This window comes from Pseudomonas sp. AC239, assembly GCF_979258545.1.
The window spans coordinates 2,146,381-2,163,793 of the sequence record NZ_OZ409864.1 but is presented as its reverse complement, the minus strand read 5'-3'; the positions used below and the strand labels follow the sequence as shown (position 1 = coordinate 2,163,793).

Sequence of the window (17,413 nt, the reverse complement as noted above, 5' to 3'; positions counted from 1 at the left end):
TCAGGACGCCTCCTTCACTTTTGCTGCGTTGCCGGGCGCTGCCACCTTGTGCGCGGTCGGGTGGATCAGCACGCGGAACGCGCTCTTCTGCGCCAGGCTGTAAAAGTCGTGGGCAAAATCGTCGAGATCCGCCGCCGTCAGTTTCAGACGGCGCAAAAAGTAGTTGTAAACCAGCACCGCTGGCACCGCGACGGCGATCCCCACGCCGGTCGCGACGAGTGCCGCACCGATCGGGCCGGCCACTGTCTCCAGGCTTGCCGAACCGGCAGCGCTGATGCCTTTCAAGGCCTCCATGATTCCCCATACCGTGCCGAACAGACCAATGAACGGCGAGGTGCTGCCGATACTCGCGACAACCGCCAGACCGGTTTCCAGCGAACGCCGTTCGCGGACGATCTGCTGGCGCAAGGCACGCTCAAGGCGATCCTGATGATTGATCGCCTGGCTCAGATCATTGGCCTGCGGCGCCTCGCCCACCTGGATCGCCGCGTAACCGGCCTGCGCCACCCGCGCTGCGGCGCCGGGCTGGGTTTCGCTCAACTCGGCGGCGGCATCCAGGCTCGACGCCGCCCAGAAGCGTTTATGAAAGCGCCGATCCTGCGCCTTCAAACGACCGAACTGCACAGCCTTGAGCAACGCCAGGCCCCAGGTGGCGACGGAAAAAACCACCAGCAGCCAGATCACCGCGCTTTCGATGGATTCCAGTGGAGATGCCAGTAACGTCATGATGTGTTCCCTCGTGTAAACATTTCGCGCGAATTTGGTTTCGGTTTAATGAATCTTGAAATCGATAGGCACGCTGACCCAGCCGTCCTGGGCGACATCACCCTGCTTGGCCGGGACGAAGCTCCAGCGCTTCACAGCGTTGAGCGCGGCGTCGTCGAGCTGCTGGCGGCCACTGCTTTTGGCAATCTGAATCTCGCCCGGTTTGCCGCTGGCCAACACATGCACGCGCAACAACACCGTGCCTTCCCAACCGCGACGCTGAGCCAGCGACGGATATTCCGGAGCCGGGTTTTTCAGATACGCAGCGTTGGCTGAAGCCGGCGTAACGGGCGCCGGTGCTGGTGGCGCAGGAGGCGCTGGCGCGGCGACCGGGGCTGCCGGTTTCGCTGGCGCAGGCGGTTGCTCTACTGCCTTCGGCGCCGGTTTGGGCGGCGGTTTCACCACTGGTTTGGGTTTGGCGATCGGCTTGGGCGGCGGCGGTTTTACCGCCAATTCCTCTTCCACCGGCGCTGGCGGTTCGACCACCGGTGCCGGTGGTGGCGGCGCAACAACCGGCGGCGCTGGCGGAGCCGGACGCGAAAACTCGATGGTCATCGGCGGAATTTCCGGCGGCACGACCGGCAGCACCGGCGTCGGTTTCTGGCTGACCCAGTAAATCACCGCGCCATGCACCAACAGCGCGAGCACACCGAGCAGAAGGGTTTCGCGCCGACTCAAAATACCCTTGGGCGCTCGCTGCAAACGCAACTGCCCCAACGGCACCCGGTGGGGCCGGCCAAGATCGACCAGTTCGCCACTCGGCGTATGCCGCCACAGCAATTCCCCTGCGCTGGCGGCGGTCTGGACATTGCCCATTGTTCAACTCCCTGCGGTCTCTTTCGTTCTACAAGCCATAGCGATCAACCCGCCCTTCTTGAAGCCCCCACGGCGTAGTCGATGGGGTTAATCATTGGGCTTGCACGCTTATCACTGAAAGTAATCTTTGACGTTATGCATAGGCCTTCAAGGAATAAGCAAATCGCCCGTTTTCACCGAGGCCGCGCGCCACAAGGGCTGCAGCGATCGACGAAAATCGCATGCTTTTACGGCATGAAAAGTATTCGTTCACGGCATTCATCCGCGCTCGGTTAACGACTGGCATTGGTTTGCTGGACGCCTACGGCAGGCGCGATCACTGCAGTTTCCGAGCGCGGCGTACCGGCCGGCACCCAGTCGTAGCTCACCGGCAGCGCTCGGTACACCCAATTGCTGATCGCGTCCCCACCCGGCGCTTTGCCCAGATACGGACTGACGTATTCCCAAACGTTTTCACCGTTGGCGGTTACCTGGAAAAACCGCCCGTTCATGCCTTCGTCGATCAAGGTGTTGCCGTTGGGCAAACGCCGCGCGCTGCTGATGAACGAGCTGTAGAACGCCCAGCCTGGCTGCTTCGAATTGGCCGCGCTGTACTGCCAGACGATCTGGTTTTTCTGCGGGTCGATTTCCAGCACCCGTGAACCGGATATCAAGCCAAGGGTGACGTTCGGATAGCCCGCCGAACCCTGGTTATCGAACACCAGCAGATTGCCGGCGCCAGGCAGTCCGGCGGGGATGATGTGTGCGTCGTGCTGACCGACGAACTGATCGACCGGGCGCGGCAGTTTCTGCGCGGTTTTCGGATTGATCAGCGGCAGGTTCGGCCCCAGCCGCCAGACCACTTTGCCGCTGGTTTTATCGATGATGGCGATGAAGTTGGCGTTGCGTGAATCGATCAAGAGATTGTCCGGGCTGAAGCGCTTGTCACCGGCGTCGAACCACTTGTTCGGCCCAACCAGACTGAGATTGTTGATGTGCAGGTAATCCGGGTTGTCACTGGCGCGCACCAGTTTCAACTGCTCGGCGCTGAAGCCGAATTCGCCCAGATGTTCCGAGGCCAGCCACTGCCATTTCACTGCGCCGTCGGGGCTGACTTCGTAGATCACATCGTCGATGACTTCGGGCGCCTTGAAGCCGTTGACCTTGTGCACCTTGTTCGCCAACACCACGGTGTTGCCGTTGCTCAAACGGCGCTGATCATGGTGCTGTTGCGCCGCGCCACCAGGTGCCTTGTCGCCCCATTGCCAGACGACTTTGCCGCTCCAGTCCAGCTCGCCGACGCTCTGATTACCCAGACCGTTGCCGGCCGAACCGAGCTTGCCGGGATCCTTTTCACTCAGTTGCAGCAGCACATGCCCACGCTCGCCGCCGACCAGTTTCGGATCGATTATCGCCGACGGGAAGCCCGCCTGCGGCCAGGTTTTCACCTCGTTGCCGTTCATGTCGATCAGGTGCGTCTGTTTGTCGGCGCCGCTGAAAATCACGTACTGGTTGAACGCCTTGTTCGGGTCGTAACGAGTGACGCCCGTCGGGTAAACACTCGGTGCGGCGAGGGCGCCGGCACTGAGCACTGCGCCGGACAGCAACACCGGCAAAGCCGTTTTGATACGCAACATGATGCAGCTCCTTGAATGACGAATCAGAAGTCGTAGCGACCGGTGACGCCCAACGTGCGCGGTGTGCCGAGCAGGCCTTCATAGCCGCCGTTGCCGCCCGTCCACAGGGTCGTGTAGTAGGTTTTGTCGAAGGCGTTTTTCAGCCACAGCGAGACGTCCCACTGGCCCTGATTGAAATCGCCGCGCAGGCCAGTGGAGAAGTTGACCACCGCGTAACTGGGGATCTGCCCGTAATCGGAATCCTCCACCGTGCCCACCGCTTTGGAGCGGAACGCGTAGCTGCCGGTGACGTAGGGTTCGAAGCCGTTAGCCAGATTCCATTTGTATTCGCCGTTGGCGTTGCCGATCCATTTCGACGCGCCGACCACTTGATGACCGCTGAGGTCGCAGGACGCCGGTGCACCCGGGGCCTGGCTGACTTCCGGCGGGCACGGTGCATCTTTGTAAGAGAGGTAGCTGACGTCGTTGTACGAACCGTTGAAGTTCAGGGTCAGGCCACGCAGCGGCACCACGGTGCTTTCGAACTCGATGCCGCGTGAGCGTACCGAGCCGGCGTTGGTCAGGTATTGCACGCGGTTGGCGGCGTCGTAGGCATTGGTCTGGTAGGCGTTGACCTGGGTCCAGAACACGTTGGCGTTGAGTTGCAGGCGGCGGTCCCACAGGGTGCTTTTGAAACCAAGTTCGGCGTTGTTGGCGCGCTCGGTGCCGATCAATAGCGAGTCGGCACCCGCGGTGGGCGCAGAACCGACCGCGAGGTTGACCCCGCCGGATTTTTCGCCGTGGGACAGGGTGGCATAACCAAGCACGTCGTCGGTGATGCGATAGCTCAGGTTGAGCAGTCCCGAGGGGCTGGAGCTGTACTGATTCAAGTCACCGGAATCGTAGGCGCCGGCACGCCCCCGACGCGCATTGGCTGCCGCACCCGCCACCGCCACGCCACCGAGCGGCGCGTTGCGGCTGACCGAGGCGTTTTTTTCCTCGTAGGTGCCACGCACCCCGGCGGTGAAATCCAGGCGTTCGCTCAGGTGCCAGGTGCCTTGGGCAAACAGGGCGAAACTGTCGGTCTTGATATGGCCGTTGCCCACGCTGGTGACGTTGGCCAGGGCGCCGGCCGGCGTGCCGTTCCAGATGTCCGCTTGCGGGCCGTAATAGGCGAAGGATTTGTTGTCCAGATCCGAGCCGAAATAGTAGGCACCGACCACGTAATCAAAGAGCTCGCCCTTGGGCGAGGCCAGGCGAAATTCCTGTGAGTACTGTTTGTCTTCCACCGAAACGCCGGCGTTGTAGCTGGCCGGCACGTTGAGGCCGTCGTCATTGCGCGGGGTGAAATTCCAGAATCGGTAGGAGCTGATCGAAGTCAGGGTGAAATCGCTCGGCAACGTCCAGTTGGCTTCCACCGAAGTGCCGCCCTGATGCACGGTGACGTGCTGGTCATTGTCGAGATTGACCTTGCGATGCCGGCCGTTGACCAGCGTCGCCCCGGCCGCGCTGGCCCGCGATTCATACAGATTGACGCCGTTGATGGTCGGCCCGGTGTTGTACAACACGCGGGTGCCGGCGCTGGAATCTTCTTCGTTGTAATCGCCGATCCAGCGCAGATTGAAATCTTCATTGGGCTTGAACAACAGTTGCGCGCGGAAGCCCTCGCGGGAGCCACCGTTGAGGTCGTGGCCGTCGTATTCGTTCTTGATGTCACCGTCGCTGCGGGTGCGATACGCCGAGAAACGCCCGGCCAGTTGATCGTTGAGCGGCCCGGAAATCGTGCCCTTGGTCTGAAAATAACCATCCTCGCCGACCGAGGTTTCGATGCTGCGTTCAGGCGTGAAGGTTGGCGCGCGGGTGCTGATGTTGATCACTCCGGCGGTGGTGTTCTTGCCAAACAGCGTGCCCTGCGGCCCACGCAGAACTTCGAGCTGCTCGATGTCCATCAGATCGAACACCGCCATCCCCGGACGGCCCAGATAAACGTTGTCGATGTACAGGCCAACGCTGCCTTCCAGGCCATCACTGGCCGGGTTGTTGCCCAGGCCACGGATGGACACGCTGGACTGCCGCGCATGCATATAGGCGACGTTGACGCTGGGCACCAGTTGCTGCAAGTCCTGAATCCGGTAAACCCGTTGCGTCTCCAGATTCTGCCCGCTGACCACGCTCATCGGCGTCGGCACGTCTTGCGAGCTTTCTTCGCGGCGGCGGGTGGTGACGGTCACCGTTTCAAGCTGCGAACCGTTGGCCGCCGCTGTGCCTGCCGGAACCGGCGGCGGGGTTTCGGCTTCGGCGGCATAGCCATGAGTCCAGCTGGCGCTGCCTGCCAGTAACAGGGCCAAAGGCAGGCGTTTGAGCCGTCGGGTTGATGGGGGGACGCAAGGTTCAACGGACTCATGGCGCGGCTCCTGGTCAAAAAACACACAGACATCTTCAGCGCTGCATATTCTTTTAAGTTATTTATTTATGGATTTACAAATATTTACTGCATAAGAGATTGCCTTTATAAGGAGTCGACCTAATGCATATCCAATGCATTTCCCGGATATTTTTTATGTGAAAAATGCATATCGACTTGCGCCAATTGCGTCACTTCATCGCTCTGGTTGAGCAACGCAGCTTCGTCGCTGGCGCGCAGGCGGTGAACCTGTCGCAGTCGGCATTCAGCCGCAGCATCCAAGCACTGGAACACAGCGTCGGCTGCCAGTTGGTCGACCGTGGACGCAAGGAATTGCCGCCGACCAAACAGGGCCAGGTCCTGCTCGAACACGCACGGCGACTGGTCAGTGGTGCGCAGCAGATGGCCAACGAGATCAGCCAGTTCAACGGCCTCGAAGCCGGGGAGTTGCGCTTCGGTTGCGGGCCGGCGCCGGCGGCCGGATTGATCCCGCGCGCGATCGGCGCGTTCATCGGTCGCTACCCGAAAGCACGGGTGCAGTTTCAGGTCGATGACTGGCAAAGTCTGAGCAAACGCCTGCTCAGCGAAGAGTTCGAATTCTTCGTCGCCGACACCCGGCAATTCGAGGCGGATCCGGACTACCAGACCCATCGCTTGCGGGCGCGCAAATGGCATTTCTGCTGCCGCGCCGGGCATCCATTGACGGCGTTTGAACGAATCACCGCCGAACAGTTGCTGAGTTATCCACTGGCGGTCAGCATCCGCCCGCCGAACCTGCGCAAGGTCATCGTCGACCTCAGCGGTCGCCCGGACTTCGCCCCGAATGTGGAGTGCGAAAACGGCTCGAGTCTGTTGAGCGTGGTGTTGCGATCAGAGGCAATCGGGATTGTCGGCGCGTATTCCGATGCGCTGCATCTGGCCAAGGGTGAGCTGGTCTGCTTGAAGATCGAAGGCCTGGCCGATGATCTCGAGGAGTTGTACACCCGCTACGGCATTGTCAGCCGCGCCGGGTATCGGTTGTCACCGTTGGCCGAAGCGATGATTGAGCAGATCAAAGTGGTTGATGCGGAGGATCAGGAAGTTTGTTCGCTGGAGAATTTTGCTGTCTGAGCTGGCCCCTTCGCGAGCAGGCTCGCTCCCACAGGAATACGCATTTCAAATGTGGGAGCGAGCCTGCTCGCGAAGAGGCTGATGCAATCGCTGCATAAAAACCATTCCCCAAATGCACTTGCCGAACACCCCACGCGAAAGCGAAAACCCTCACCTGTCCCACTGACCGGTGAACCCCATGCCCACCCCACCCAACCCCGTGCGCAACGTGCTGTACATCATGTGCGATCAACTGCGCCGCGATTACCTGTCCTGCTACGGCCACCCGCATCTGCATACACCGAATATCGATCGCCTCGCAGCTCAAGGGGTGCGTTTCAGCCGCGCCTACACCCAAGGCACGATCTGCGGCCCGTCGCGGATGTCGGCCTACACCGGGCGCTATGTCAGCAGCCATCAAGTGGCCTGGAACGCGGTGCCGTTGCCGCTGGATGAATTGACGATCGGCGATTACCTGCGACCTCACGGCATCCGCACCGCGCTGGTCGGCAAGACCCATGCGACGGCCAATGTCGACGCCTTGCAGCGCCTGGCGATCAACCCGGAAAGCGCGCAAGCCGAGTTGCTCAATGAGGTCGGCTTCGAACCCTACCTGCGCCACGACGGTATCTACCCCGACGATCCGTCATTCGACGACAAGCGCGAATCCGCGCCCTATACCCAATACCTGCGCGCGCAGGGCTTCGATGGCAAGAATCCCTGGCACGACTGGGCGAATGCCGCCGAAGGCGAGAACGGTGAAATCCTCAGCGGCTGGAAAATGCGTCATGCGAATTTGCCAGCACGAATTCCCGAGCAACACTCAGAGACTGTCTACACTACAAATCGCGCCATCGACTTCATCACCGAGCAAGGCGAGAAATCCTGGTGTTTACACCTCTCGTACATCAAACCGCACTGGCCCTATATCGTACCGACTCCATACCACGCCTTGTACAGTACGAAATCGATTCTGAAACCGATCCGCGCGACGCTCTCCGAAGCCAGCAAACACCCCGTATACACTGCCTTTCGCCAACATGAGGAAAGCCGCAACTTCTCCCGCGATTCAGTACGATTGAATGTAATCCCCACCTACATGGGCCTGATCAAGCAAGTGGATGATCAGTTGGGGCGGCTGTTCGATTTTCTGCAGAGCAACGGGCGTTGGGATGACACATTGATCGTGTTCACCAGCGATCACGGCGATTTCCTCGGCGATCATTGGCTCGGCGAGAAGGAGTTTTTACTGGAGCAGGCGGTGGGTGTGCCGTTGATCGTTCGCGACCCTCGGCCAGCGGCGGATGCCACTCGTGGCACTGTCGATGAGCGCTTGGCAGAAACCATCGATGCGCTGCCGACTTTTCTTCAAGCGCTGGGATTGCCGGCAGCAGAGCATCGGCTTGAAGGGCGTTCACTGATCCCGTTGCTGCACGGGGAACATCCCGATTGGCGCCGTTATGCAATCAGCGAGTACGACTACGCCTTTCAGGCCCCGGCGCGGGAACGCCTCGGCCAGCCGATCGACCGTTGCCGCATGACCATGGTGCGCAGCGAGCGCTGGAAATACCTGGCGTACGACGGGTTTAGACCGCAGTTGTTTGATCTGTTGAATGATCCGCAGGAGCTGAATGATCTGGGTGAGGACCCGGCGTACGGGGCGGTGCGCGAGGAGCATGCGGGGTATCTGTTTGAATGGGTACGCGGACTAAAGCGGCGCACGACGATCAGCCATCAGGAGATCGATTTGCGCGGGCAGCGGTTTCGTTATGGTGAGCCGGAAACCGAGAAGGTTGTTCAGATCGGAGTGTGGTGAAAGCCCTTCGCGAGCAGGCTCGCTCCCACAGGGATTGGCGTCGATCACATCCTAGCGTTCGGCACAAATCCATTGTGGGAGCGAGCCTGCTCGCGAAGAGGCCCGATCAGACGCCGACGATATCCGCGCCCTTAATGGTCTGGCTGCGCTGCCCGTTCACCCCCACCGGCACCTCGCCCTTGAGCGTCACCCGGCGCACCACGCGATCCTGGGTGCCGTAATCATCAATGGCGTAATGCTGCGTCGAGCGGTTGTCCCAGATCGCCACATCACCGGCCTGCCAGCGCCAGCGCACGGTGTTTTCCTGGCGGATTACATGGCTCTGCAGCAAGCCGAACAGGTGCGCCGAATCCGCCTGTGAATAACCTTTGATGCGTTTGACGAAATGCCCCAGCAGCAAGCTCTTCTCGCCGCTGATCGGGTGCACGCGCACCACCGGGTGCTCGGTTTCGTAGACGGTCGAGGTGAAGACTTTGCGATAGCGCTCCAGCTTCTCTGCCGAGACGTCCGGCTTCGCACCGGCGTAGTCGTACTCGTTGCTGTGCACAGCGGTCAGTTTGTCGGCCAGCTCACGCAGCTCGCTCGGCAAGCCGCGGTAAGCGGTCGCGGTGTTGGCCCACAGCGTATCGCCGCCGAAGGCCGGGGCGACCACCGAGCGCAGGATCGAGGCTTTCGGATAGGCATCAACGAAGGTCACGTCGGTGTGCCAGGAATTGGCGCGCTGGCCCTCGGCGCCGTCCAGCTCCAGAAGGTAGCGAGTGCCTTCACGCACCGGCACGGTCGGGTGCGCCACCGGTTCGCCAAGCAGATGGGCGAAGGCTTCCTGACGCTGATCGTCGAGTTGCGTCTGCTCGCGGAAGAACAGCACTTTGTATTCGACCAAGGCTTGCTGGATGGCTTCGACAGTGGCGGCGTCCAGCTCACCGGACAGATGCACGCCGCGAATTTCGGCACCGATACGACCGGCTACCGGGTGAATTTCCAGCGCGTGAGAAACGGGTTTTACGGCGAGTGCGGCATTGCTCATGGGAAGACCCTCATCGACGATTTGCGGTTTTGGCGGCAGCGAAACAACGCTCTATCTATATTCCAATTACATCTAATAGATATTCATATGCTTCGTTGACGGAATAAGAGCTTGCATTTAAAACCTCAAGCAACCCTCGTCGCAAATGCCTTCGAGCTATTTTTAGGATGCCGGAAAAGCATATGGATCTTCGCCAGTTGCGCTACTTCATCGCCCTCAACGAACACCGCAGTTTTGTCCGTGCGGCAGACGCCATGGGCATCACTCAACCGGCGTTCAGCCGCAGCATTCAGGGGCTGGAGCAGGAGTTCGGTTGCGTGCTGGTCGATCGTGGCAACAAGGATCTGCGTCCGACGCCCGAGGGCCAAGTGGTGCTGCAACATGCCTTAAGCCTGGTGCAGGGCGCAGCGTTGCTCAGCGCTGAAGTGACGCAAATGACCAAGCTCGACGCCGGCGAAGTGCATTTTGGTTGCGGGCCGGCGCCAGCGGTGAAACTGGTGCCCGATGCGGTGGCGCAGTTCATCAATGCGCATCCGAAAGTGCGCACCTGTTTTCAGGTGGATAACTGGGAAAAACTCAGCCGCGCGCTGAGCCGCGAAGAGATTGAATTCTTCATCGCCGATATCCGCCATTTCGAGTCCGACCCTAATTTCCAGACGCAACCGCTGACGCCCAAGCGCGGGGTGTTTTTCTGCCGGCCGGGGCATCCGTTGCTGGCCAAGGAAAGCCTGTCGACCAACGACATGTTCGACTTTCCCCTGGCCGCCACCCTGATCCCGCCGGGCATTCGCAAGCTGCTGGCGAACCTCAGCGGGCGCATCGATTTCTCACCGACCATCGAGACCGAGCACTTTCCGGCGCTGGTCAAAGTGGTACTGCAATCCAACGCGATCGGCGTCGGCACGGAGGAGGCGTTTATTGAGGATGTCGCCAAGGGTTCGCTGGTGCTGCTGCATTGGCGCAACCTGCCGCAGAACCTCGAAAGCATGAACGCCCGCTGCGGCATCGTCAGCCGCACCGGGTTTCGACTATCACCAGCAGCGAGGGCAATGATCGAGACGTTGGTCGCGGTGGATAGGCAGGACGTCAGCGTCGCTGTCTGAAAGATCGCAGCCTTCGGCAGCTCCTACAGGGGAATGCGTTTTCCTGTAGGAGCTGCCGAAGGCTGCGATCTTTTGCTTCTAGAGCTTGGCCGCTGAAAGCTCAGGCGCCACCCAATCACTGACCTTGAACGGCTTGCGAATCAGCTTCTGCTGCGCCGCCAAGTCGACCTTGTCCTGCAGGCCGCTCAAGAACACCGGATCCAGTGTCGACGGGAAAATCTCACTGAGATTCTGATCCTTCAGATCCTGAGCCAGAATTACCGGCGGATAACTGGCCAGCCCTGATACCAGCTGCACATAGGCGTCCTTGTTGCTGTCCTGAGTCAGCCACTCGACCGCTTGCTGCTGCGCCTTGAGCAGTTTCGCAATGACCTCTGGATGGTCGTCGACAAACTTGCCATTACCCAGCAACACCGCCTGCACGCTGCCAGCGCCGCCAAGGTCCTTGGTGTTGAGCGGCAATTCCGCCAGGCCTTTGGCTTGCAAGGCACTCAGCGCGGAGCTGCCCCACGAGGCATCGATCTGCCTGGCCGCGAGTGCCGAAACCGCCGCGTTGAAATCCAGATTGATCACCTTCAGATCCTTCTCGCTCAGGCCCTGACTGGCGAGCGCCGCATCGAACGACAGCTGCGTCGCCGTCCCGCGAAAGATCGCCACGCGTTTGCCCTTGAGATCCTGCAGCGTCTTGATCCCCGAGCCGGGCACAACGCCGAGGTATTGCTTGACCCCGCGCGCCGTGGCGCTGAGCAGGCGCGTGTCCAGACCATTGGACTTGCCGATGATCGCGGCGAGGTCGCCGAGATAGGCCAGATCGACCTGGCCATTGGCAAACGCCTCATTGATCACCGGCCCGGCGCCCTTGAAGAAACTCCACTGGATCTTGATGCCCTGCTCGGCGAATGCCTTTTCAAAGATCTGCTGATCGCGCAGCACATCGACGATGCCGCCGCCGCTGTGTTGAGTGCCGGCGCTGAGGTCGGGCACGGCGATGCGGATTTCCTTGAGTTCTTCGGCTTGGGCGCCAAGCGCAAGAAAGCCTGCAAGTGCCGGGGCGGCCAGCAGGCTGATGATTCGTTTGAAGGGAAGGTTCATGGGTGCGGCTCCTTGATCGCTGAGGAGCCGAAAGTAGGCTGGATGCATACCTTCACTTAAATACTATAAATGCACATTTTTATATCCATATGACCTAAGCGAGGGCGTGTGCGGTTTGCAGCGCGATATGCATTAACAGCATCGAAAATATTCTTCGAATGCATTGGATGCGCGTAAGCAGGCAAGCCTTAAATGGATTTGCTTATCTCCCGATAGCATCTAACGCAACTCTGTTAGATCAGTTTCATATATGACGAAACCCAATGTGGGAGCGAGCCTGCTCGCGAAGAGGCCATGCCAGCCGCCATCAATGCTGCCTTAAACAGCCATTTCGCGAGCAGGCTCGCTCCCACATGAAAAGCGGTTCGCCATGCAACCCGACAACGGAGGTCACCCATGGCCCGTCAATCCCTGCTCAGCCTGCCGCTGGCCGCGCCGCCGCTGAAAAGCCGTTGCACCTGGCCCCGCCTGAATCAACGTTTGCTGCCCTGGCTGTTGCCCGTCAGTCTGTTCGTCCTGTGGTGGCTGGCCGCGCGCAATCAGTGGATGAGCGAGCAGATCCTGCCGGCGCCATCGCTGGTGTGGAGCAGCGCTGTGGAACTGGCCCAAGGCGAGTTGTGGAGTCATTTGTGGATCAGCCTGCAACGGTTGTTCTGGGGCTTGTTGGCAGGCGTTTCGGCCGGCGCGGTGCTTGGCGCCGCACTGGGTTTCAGTCGACGTCTGGAGCGCCTGGTTTTTCCGACATTCGCCGGACTTGCACAGGTGCCGACGCTGGCATGGATTCCGCTGTTCATGGTGTTTTTCGGCATCGGCGAACTGCTGAAACTGGTGGTGTTAATCAAAGCCATCGTGGTGCCGGTGACCTTGCACACACTGGTCGGTGTGCGCGATGCGCAACCGAAACTGCGCGAAGCCGCCGCCGTGTTGCGCCTGCCGCCGCTTCTGCTGATTCGGCGTCTGGTGTTCCCAGCGGCGTTGCCGGCGTTCATGGCCGGCGTGCGCCTGGCACTCGCTGCCGGCTGGACCTCGTTGCTGGCGGTCGAGCTGCTGGCCTCCAGCGAAGGCATCGGCTATCTGATGGTCTGGGCGCGGCAGTTGTTCATGCTCGACATCGTGTTCGTGTGCATCGTGGTCATCGGTGTGATCGGTGTGGCGATGGATCGCGGCATCGGCCTGCTCGACCGCAGACTGGTGTACTGGCCGCACCCGGCCACCGCGCAAATCACTCGCGGCCCGCGCTATCAGGGCTGGCAGCGCCTGCAACCGTGGCTGTTGCCGCTGGGCTTGTTGGCGCTTTGGCAAACGGCCAATGATCAGCAGTGGGTCGACGCGAATATTCTGATCAGCCCTTTGGCAGTGCTGAGCACGGCATGGAATGGACTGCTCGACGGCACGCTGGTCAACGGCATGGCGCTGAGCCTGAGCCGCACTCTCGGCGGCTTGCTGATCGGTGGCGGCCTCGGTTTCGCCCTGGGCTTGCTGCTTGGCCTGTCGCGTTTCAGCGAACGCCTGCTCGGCCCGACACTCGCCGCACTGCGGCAGATTGCGATTTTCGCCTGGGTGCCGCTGCTCACCGCATGGTTCGGTCTCGGCGAACTGGCCAAGTGGGTCTTTGTCGCCCTCGCTGCATTCTTCCCGCTGTTCATCGCCACCCAGCGCAGCGTCGCCAACCTCTCGCCGCAACTCAACGAAGCCGCGCAAGTGCTGCGCCTGAGCCTCGGCCAACGCCTGCGCCGACTGGTCCTGCCCGGCGCTGCGCCAGGCATTTTTGCCGGGCTTCGATTGAGCCTGATCTACGCCTGGCTGGGCACCATCGGCGCTGAATATTTCATGCCGTCCAATGGCGGCATCGGCAGCCAGATGATCGGCGCGCAACAGTTGCTGCGCATGGATCTGATCATGGCCGGCATGCTGCTGGTCGGCCTCACCGGTGCCCTGCTCAACATGATCGGCCAACGCCTGGAAATTCGCGCGACCCGCTGGAGACACGCATGAACGCACCAATTGTCAGCTTCAACCACGTAGGCAAATCCTTCGCCGTCAACGGTTTCGAACTGGAGGCGATTCGCGAATTCAACCTGGACATCGCCGAGGGCGAATTCGTCGCCATTGTTGGTTCCAGCGGCTGCGGCAAATCCACTTTGCTGCGGTTGCTGGTCGGCCTCGACACCGAGTTTCGCGGGCAGATCAGTGTCGATGGTAAAGCCGTCAGCGGCATCGGCGGCGAGCGCGGCATCGTTTTTCAGGAGCATCGTCTGTTTCCGTGGCTGACGGTCGCCGACAACATCGGCCTGGGCCTGGTCAATGAACCGCTGAGCGGAGCGCAGAAACAACAACGCATCAAAGACTTTATCGAGCTGGTCGGCCTCAGCGATTTCACCGAGGCCTATCCGCATCAACTCTCCGGCGGCATGGCGCAGCGCGTGGCGATTGCTCGCGGCCTTGTCGCCAGCCCGCGCATCCTGTTGCTCGACGAACCCTTCGGCGCCCTCGACGCACTGACCCGCCAGCAAATGCAGGACGAGCTGCTGGCGATCCGCGAGCGGGCACAGATCACCACGATTCTGGTGACCCACGATGTCGAGGAAGCGATTTTTCTGGCCGACCGCGTGGTGGTGATGGAGCCGCGTCCGGGGCGGATCAAGCAAGTGGTCGACATCGCCCTGCCGCACCCGCGCCAGCGCAGCAGTTACGACTTTCATCAGCTGCGCGAAGAACTGCTGCACGAATTGACCAGTGATGACCATTACCAACCGAGCGCGCCGGTGCAGATCCGCGATCTGCCGCTGACGTTCATTGCCTGCTGAACAGGAGTTTCGCGATGCCGCAACGTCCCAACTTTCTAGTGATTCTGGCCGACGATCTGGGCTTTTCCGACATCGGTGCGTTCGGCGGCGAAATCGCTACGCCGAACCTCGATGCGCTGGCCCACAACGGTCTGCGTCTGACCGATTTTCACACCGCACCAACCTGCTCGCCGACGCGTTCGATGCTACTGACCGGCACCGATCACCACATCGCCGGCATCGGCACCATGGCCGAAGCGTTGACCCCGGAACTGATCGGCAAACCCGGTTACGAGGGCTACCTCAACGACCGCGTCGTCGCCCTGCCCGAGCTGCTGCGCGAGGCCGGCTATCAAACCTTGATGAGCGGCAAATGGCACTTGGGGCTGAAGGCTGAACTGGCGCCCCATGCGCGTGGTTTCGAGCGTTCGTTTTCACTGTTGCCGGGCGCTGCCAACCACTATGGTTTCGAGCCGACCTACGATGAGCAAACGCCGGGCCTGCTGAAATCCACCCCGGCGCTGTACATCGAGGACGATCAGTTTGTTGACGAGTTGCCGAAAGATTTCTACTCCTCCGACGCGTTCGGCGACAAGCTGCTGCAGTACCTCAAGGAACGCGATCAGACCCGGCCGTTCTTCGCTTACCTGCCCTTCTCCGCGCCGCACTGGCCGCTGCAGGCACCGGCCGGGATCGTCGCGAAGTACCGTGGCCGCTATGACGCCGGGCCCGAGGTGCTGCGCCTCGAACGCCTGGAAAAGCTCAAGGCGCTGGGCCTGATCGAATCAGACGTCGAGCCGCATCCACTAATACAACTCAGCACACAATGGGACGCGTTGAGCGATGAACAAAAGCAAATTTCCGCACGCGCCATGGAAGTCTACGCGGCGATGGTCGAGCGCATGGACTGGAACATCGGCCGGGTCGTCGATTACCTGCGCCAGCAGGGCCAGCTCGACAACACGTTCATCCTGTTCATGTCCGACAACGGTGCCGAAGGCGCGCTGCTGGAAGCGTTCCCCAAGTTCGGCCCGGAGCTGATGACCTACCTCAACCAGCATTACGACAACAGTCTCGACAACATCGGCCGGGCCAATTCCTACGTCTGGTACGGGCCGAATTGGGCGCAAGTGGCGACCGCGCCGTCGCGCTTGTTCAAGGCATTCACCACCGAGGGCGGGATTCGCGTGCCGGCCCTGCTGCACTATCCGCAATTGCCGCTCAAAGGGCAGATCAGCCATGGTTTCGGCACAGTGATGGACATCACCCCGACCATTCTCGATCTGGCTGGCGTGCGGCATCCGGGCAAACAGTGGAAAGGCAAAGCCGTGGCGCCACTGCGCGGTAAATCATGGCTGGGCTTCTTGTCCGGCGAGACCGCGCAGGTGCATGACGAGCATACGGTCACCGGTTGGGAATTGTTCGGACGTCGGGCGATTCGTCAGGGGTCGTGGAAAGCCGTGTGGATCCCCGGGCCGGTGGGGCCGGCGACCTGGCAGCTTTATGATCTGGCGAGCGATCCAGGGGAGATTCATGATCTGGCGTTGAGTCAGCCGCAGAAACTCACTGACTTGATCGGGCATTGGCAGCGGTATGTGGAAGAGACCGGAGTGATCCTCAGTGCTTCGCCGTTTCAGCCGGATTGATAGGGTCTGACAGATCGTATTCGCGAGCAGGCTCGCTCCCACAGGAAACCGGATTCCAACTGTGGGAGCGAGCCTGCTCGCGAAGGGGCCTTTGAGCACAACCCATCAAGCCCGGGCTGAACTCACCTCTTCATGCACCATTCCAGCCGGACGCACAAACCGGTTCGCCCGGCCAAACGTGCCGAAATCATTAAAGCGCACGCCCATCTCGCGCATCACCTTGTGCGCCACCGGCACGGTCATCTGACGAATGTAAAACGGCTCCTTGACCACGAAGTGATGAATCCCGTGACTGCTGCCGAAGTTGAAGCAGAACGCTTGCAACGGCCACAGCCACCACGGGTTCAGCACCTGGCATTGCTGCAGCACATTGCCCGGTTCGACGTCGCCGTAGTAATGCATGTTCGAGCTGATGAAGTGCAGGCAAAAAGTGCGCAACACATTCGGGCCGATGATCACCACGGCGGCGATATCGATCACCTGCATCACCGAAAGCGTGGTGGCCGACCACTCGATGGGCGAGCCGAGCAAATGCGCAATGCCATTGGCTGCGTGAAAGCCGAGAAATACGTACCACCCGCCCCAATGCAGCAGCGCCAGCGGTGCGTAGACCTTGAGCACGCGTTTGCCGATGCTCCACTTGTGTGCCCAGGTCTTGGCGCGGAGCAGGCGGATAAACGCCGACATGACGTTATCGCCAACCATCAGCAGACGGGCAAATCCCCACGGCTCGCCGTTGGTGATTGCGCGCTCTTCCATGTCGGCTTCAGTGCCGGAAACCTTGTGATGGTTGAGGTGCAGGTGGCGACGGATCCACGGGTTGATCGTGCTCGGCCGCGCCAGCCAGACCAGGCCCATCATCAGGTTGTGCGGCACGCGCTGTTTGCGGAAGTACATGCTGTGGATCAGGTCGTGTTCCAGCTCATGGGTCAGCGAGGCGAAAAAAGCATTGAACAGCAGGCACACCCACCAAGCCATATGGCCAGTGATGTACAGCGCCGCCGAAGCGATCATCCCGGCCAGCGCAAACGCCAGAATCCCCGCACCGAGGGCATCCTGGTGCCGAAGAATCGGGTAGCGATCACGCAATTCCACTCCTTTTGCCAGCACCACCTGGCGAATATATGCCGAACGCTGCGCCGCATTCAGTCGTTCAGGGCTTGCAGAAGTACCGTCCATGCTTCCATCCTCGGGTCTAAGATGAATGCATCGTGCCTTGCCGGGGTTCGATCCGCGCTAGCCAAGAACGCCAACCTGTTGACCGGACGCGCCAA

13 protein-coding genes are annotated in these 17,413 nt (G+C 60.7%); 6 read left to right on the top strand and 7 right to left on the bottom strand.

What is annotated here, in order from left to right; translation table 11 throughout:
- From ACZ0AZ_RS09950 to ACZ0AZ_RS09935, 4 genes are all read right to left on the bottom strand, one after another.
- Window positions 1-726: a MotA/TolQ/ExbB proton channel family protein gene (locus ACZ0AZ_RS09950; protein ID WP_129998361.1), complete on the bottom strand. Its 726-nt coding sequence runs from the start codon at window positions 724-726 to the stop codon at window positions 1-3.
- Window positions 727-771: 45 nt separating this feature from the next.
- Window positions 772-1,581 carry an energy transducer TonB gene (locus tag ACZ0AZ_RS09945; RefSeq protein ID WP_463537296.1) on the bottom strand — a complete coding sequence of 270 codons (810 nt, stop codon included), beginning with the start codon at window positions 1,579-1,581 and terminating at the stop codon, window positions 772-774.
- A gap of 272 nt (window positions 1,582-1,853) precedes the next feature.
- Window positions 1,854-3,197, bottom strand: coding sequence for an aryl-sulfate sulfotransferase (locus ACZ0AZ_RS09940; RefSeq protein WP_463537295.1), 1,344 nt, complete (start codon window positions 3,195-3,197; stop codon window positions 1,854-1,856).
- A 23-nt stretch (window positions 3,198-3,220) separates the two neighbouring features.
- The gene (locus tag ACZ0AZ_RS09935) at window positions 3,221-5,530 is read right to left on the bottom strand and encodes a TonB-dependent receptor (RefSeq protein WP_463571032.1); all 2,310 of its coding nucleotides are present in this window, start codon (window positions 5,528-5,530) and stop codon (window positions 3,221-3,223) included.
- A gap of 215 nt (window positions 5,531-5,745) precedes the next feature.
- Here ACZ0AZ_RS09935 and ACZ0AZ_RS09930 point away from each other — a divergent pair, with 215 nt between their 5' ends.
- Both ACZ0AZ_RS09930 and ACZ0AZ_RS09925 read left to right on the top strand, forming a co-directional pair.
- Window positions 5,746-6,690: a LysR family transcriptional regulator gene (locus ACZ0AZ_RS09930; protein ID WP_463537294.1), complete on the top strand. Its 945-nt coding sequence runs from the start codon at window positions 5,746-5,748 to the stop codon at window positions 6,688-6,690.
- 178 nt (window positions 6,691-6,868) lie between these two features.
- A complete protein-coding gene (locus tag ACZ0AZ_RS09925) occupies window positions 6,869-8,485 on the top strand; it encodes an alkaline phosphatase family protein (RefSeq protein ID WP_463537293.1) in 1,617 nt (538 codons plus the stop codon).
- Between the two features lie 106 nt (window positions 8,486-8,591).
- On the opposite strand, the gene ACZ0AZ_RS09920 is transcribed toward ACZ0AZ_RS09925, so the two are convergent.
- Window positions 8,592-9,512 carry a TauD/TfdA dioxygenase family protein gene (locus tag ACZ0AZ_RS09920; protein ID WP_463537292.1) on the bottom strand — a complete coding sequence of 307 codons (921 nt, stop codon included), beginning with the start codon at window positions 9,510-9,512 and terminating at the stop codon, window positions 8,592-8,594.
- Window positions 9,513-9,694: 182 nt separating this feature from the next.
- Between ACZ0AZ_RS09920 and ACZ0AZ_RS09915 the strand changes: the two genes are divergently transcribed.
- Entirely contained in the window at window positions 9,695-10,615 is a 921-nt protein-coding gene (locus tag ACZ0AZ_RS09915) for a LysR family transcriptional regulator (protein ID WP_039756363.1), read from the top strand.
- A 78-nt stretch (window positions 10,616-10,693) separates the two neighbouring features.
- Here the strand turns inward: ACZ0AZ_RS09915 and ACZ0AZ_RS09910 are convergent, their stop codons facing one another.
- Window positions 10,694-11,707, bottom strand: coding sequence for an ABC transporter substrate-binding protein (locus tag ACZ0AZ_RS09910; protein WP_463537291.1), 1,014 nt, complete (start codon window positions 11,705-11,707; stop codon window positions 10,694-10,696).
- Window positions 11,708-12,103: 396 nt separating this feature from the next.
- Here ACZ0AZ_RS09910 and ACZ0AZ_RS09905 point away from each other — a divergent pair, with 396 nt between their 5' ends.
- Genes ACZ0AZ_RS09905 through ACZ0AZ_RS09895 form a run of 3 tightly spaced genes read left to right on the top strand, consistent with a single transcriptional unit; the run spans window position 12,104 to window position 16,139 of the window.
- Window positions 12,104-13,702, top strand: coding sequence for an ABC transporter permease (locus tag ACZ0AZ_RS09905; protein WP_463537290.1), 1,599 nt, complete (start codon window positions 12,104-12,106; stop codon window positions 13,700-13,702).
- Window positions 13,699-14,514 (top strand): ABC transporter ATP-binding protein, encoded by an 816-nt coding sequence (locus ACZ0AZ_RS09900; RefSeq protein ID WP_137215028.1) that lies wholly within the window; start codon window positions 13,699-13,701, stop codon window positions 14,512-14,514. Before ACZ0AZ_RS09905 ends, ACZ0AZ_RS09900 begins: the two co-directional genes overlap by 4 nt.
- Window positions 14,515-14,528: 14 nt before the next feature.
- A complete protein-coding gene (locus ACZ0AZ_RS09895) occupies window positions 14,529-16,139 on the top strand; it encodes an arylsulfatase (protein WP_463537289.1) in 1,611 nt (536 codons plus the stop codon).
- Between the two features lie 105 nt (window positions 16,140-16,244).
- Here ACZ0AZ_RS09895 and ACZ0AZ_RS09890 read toward each other — a convergent pair whose 3' ends face one another.
- Window positions 16,245-17,318 carry a fatty acid desaturase gene (locus ACZ0AZ_RS09890; protein WP_463537288.1) on the bottom strand — a complete coding sequence of 358 codons (1,074 nt, stop codon included), beginning with the start codon at window positions 17,316-17,318 and terminating at the stop codon, window positions 16,245-16,247.
- Between the last annotated feature and the right edge of the window lie 95 nt (window positions 17,319-17,413).

Excerpts from the sequence above, each read along its gene's own strand:
- ACZ0AZ_RS09950 (WP_129998361.1), bottom strand. The coding sequence starts at position 726 with ATGACGTTACTGGCATCTCCACTGGAATCCATCGAAAGCGCGGTGATC.
- ACZ0AZ_RS09945 (WP_463537296.1), bottom strand. The coding sequence starts at position 1,581 with ATGGGCAATGTCCAGACCGCCGCCAGCGCAGGGGAATTGCTGTGGCGG.
- ACZ0AZ_RS09940 (WP_463537295.1), bottom strand. The coding sequence starts at position 3,197 with ATGTTGCGTATCAAAACGGCTTTGCCGGTGTTGCTGTCCGGCGCAGTG.
- ACZ0AZ_RS09930 (WP_463537294.1), top strand. The coding sequence starts at position 5,746 with ATGCATATCGACTTGCGCCAATTGCGTCACTTCATCGCTCTGGTTGAG.
- ACZ0AZ_RS09925 (WP_463537293.1), top strand. The coding sequence starts at position 6,869 with ATGCCCACCCCACCCAACCCCGTGCGCAACGTGCTGTACATCATGTGC.
- ACZ0AZ_RS09920 (WP_463537292.1), bottom strand. The coding sequence starts at position 9,512 with ATGAGCAATGCCGCACTCGCCGTAAAACCCGTTTCTCACGCGCTGGAA.
- ACZ0AZ_RS09915 (WP_039756363.1), top strand. The coding sequence starts at position 9,695 with ATGGATCTTCGCCAGTTGCGCTACTTCATCGCCCTCAACGAACACCGC.
- ACZ0AZ_RS09910 (WP_463537291.1), bottom strand. The coding sequence starts at position 11,707 with ATGAACCTTCCCTTCAAACGAATCATCAGCCTGCTGGCCGCCCCGGCA.
- ACZ0AZ_RS09905 (WP_463537290.1), top strand. The coding sequence starts at position 12,104 with ATGGCCCGTCAATCCCTGCTCAGCCTGCCGCTGGCCGCGCCGCCGCTG.
- ACZ0AZ_RS09900 (WP_137215028.1), top strand. The coding sequence starts at position 13,699 with ATGAACGCACCAATTGTCAGCTTCAACCACGTAGGCAAATCCTTCGCC.
- ACZ0AZ_RS09895 (WP_463537289.1), top strand. The coding sequence starts at position 14,529 with ATGCCGCAACGTCCCAACTTTCTAGTGATTCTGGCCGACGATCTGGGC.
- ACZ0AZ_RS09890 (WP_463537288.1), bottom strand. The coding sequence starts at position 17,318 with ATGGACGGTACTTCTGCAAGCCCTGAACGACTGAATGCGGCGCAGCGT.